The sequence below is a fragment of the Brachyspira catarrhinii genome, assembly GCF_005518285.1.
GTDB classification, from domain to species: Bacteria; Spirochaetota; Brachyspiria; order Brachyspirales; family Brachyspiraceae; genus Brachyspira; species Brachyspira catarrhinii.
The window spans coordinates 1-278 of the sequence record NZ_SJDU01000899.1 but is presented as its reverse complement, the minus strand read 5'-3'; the positions used below and the strand labels follow the sequence as shown (position 1 = coordinate 278).

Genomic DNA, 278 nt, shown 5'->3' with positions numbered 1-278 from the left:
ATATCGCCATCTAATTCTACCTTACTAAATAAATTTTTATTATAATAAGTATCACTTAATATAGAAATAGCATTTTCTACAAAATCTTCTATTATTGCATTGGGTGGGTTATCCAATTCGTTTTTCGGTTTTATTTCAATACTACTCTCGTTTACTGTGGCTTTTCCACTAAGTTCAAACTCTAAAAATTGACTATTATTAACTTTAATACCTGCTTGTATTTTATTTAATATATTACCAATATCAGTTCCGCTTAAAGTTTTGAATTTTCCGATTTC

The 278-nt window shown here is 26.6% G+C and carries 1 protein-coding gene; it reads right to left on the bottom strand.

Annotated features, from left to right (window positions below):
- A partial coding sequence (locus EZH24_RS14640) for a hypothetical protein (RefSeq protein WP_161976219.1) occupies positions 1-278 on the bottom strand: 278 nt, incomplete at both ends.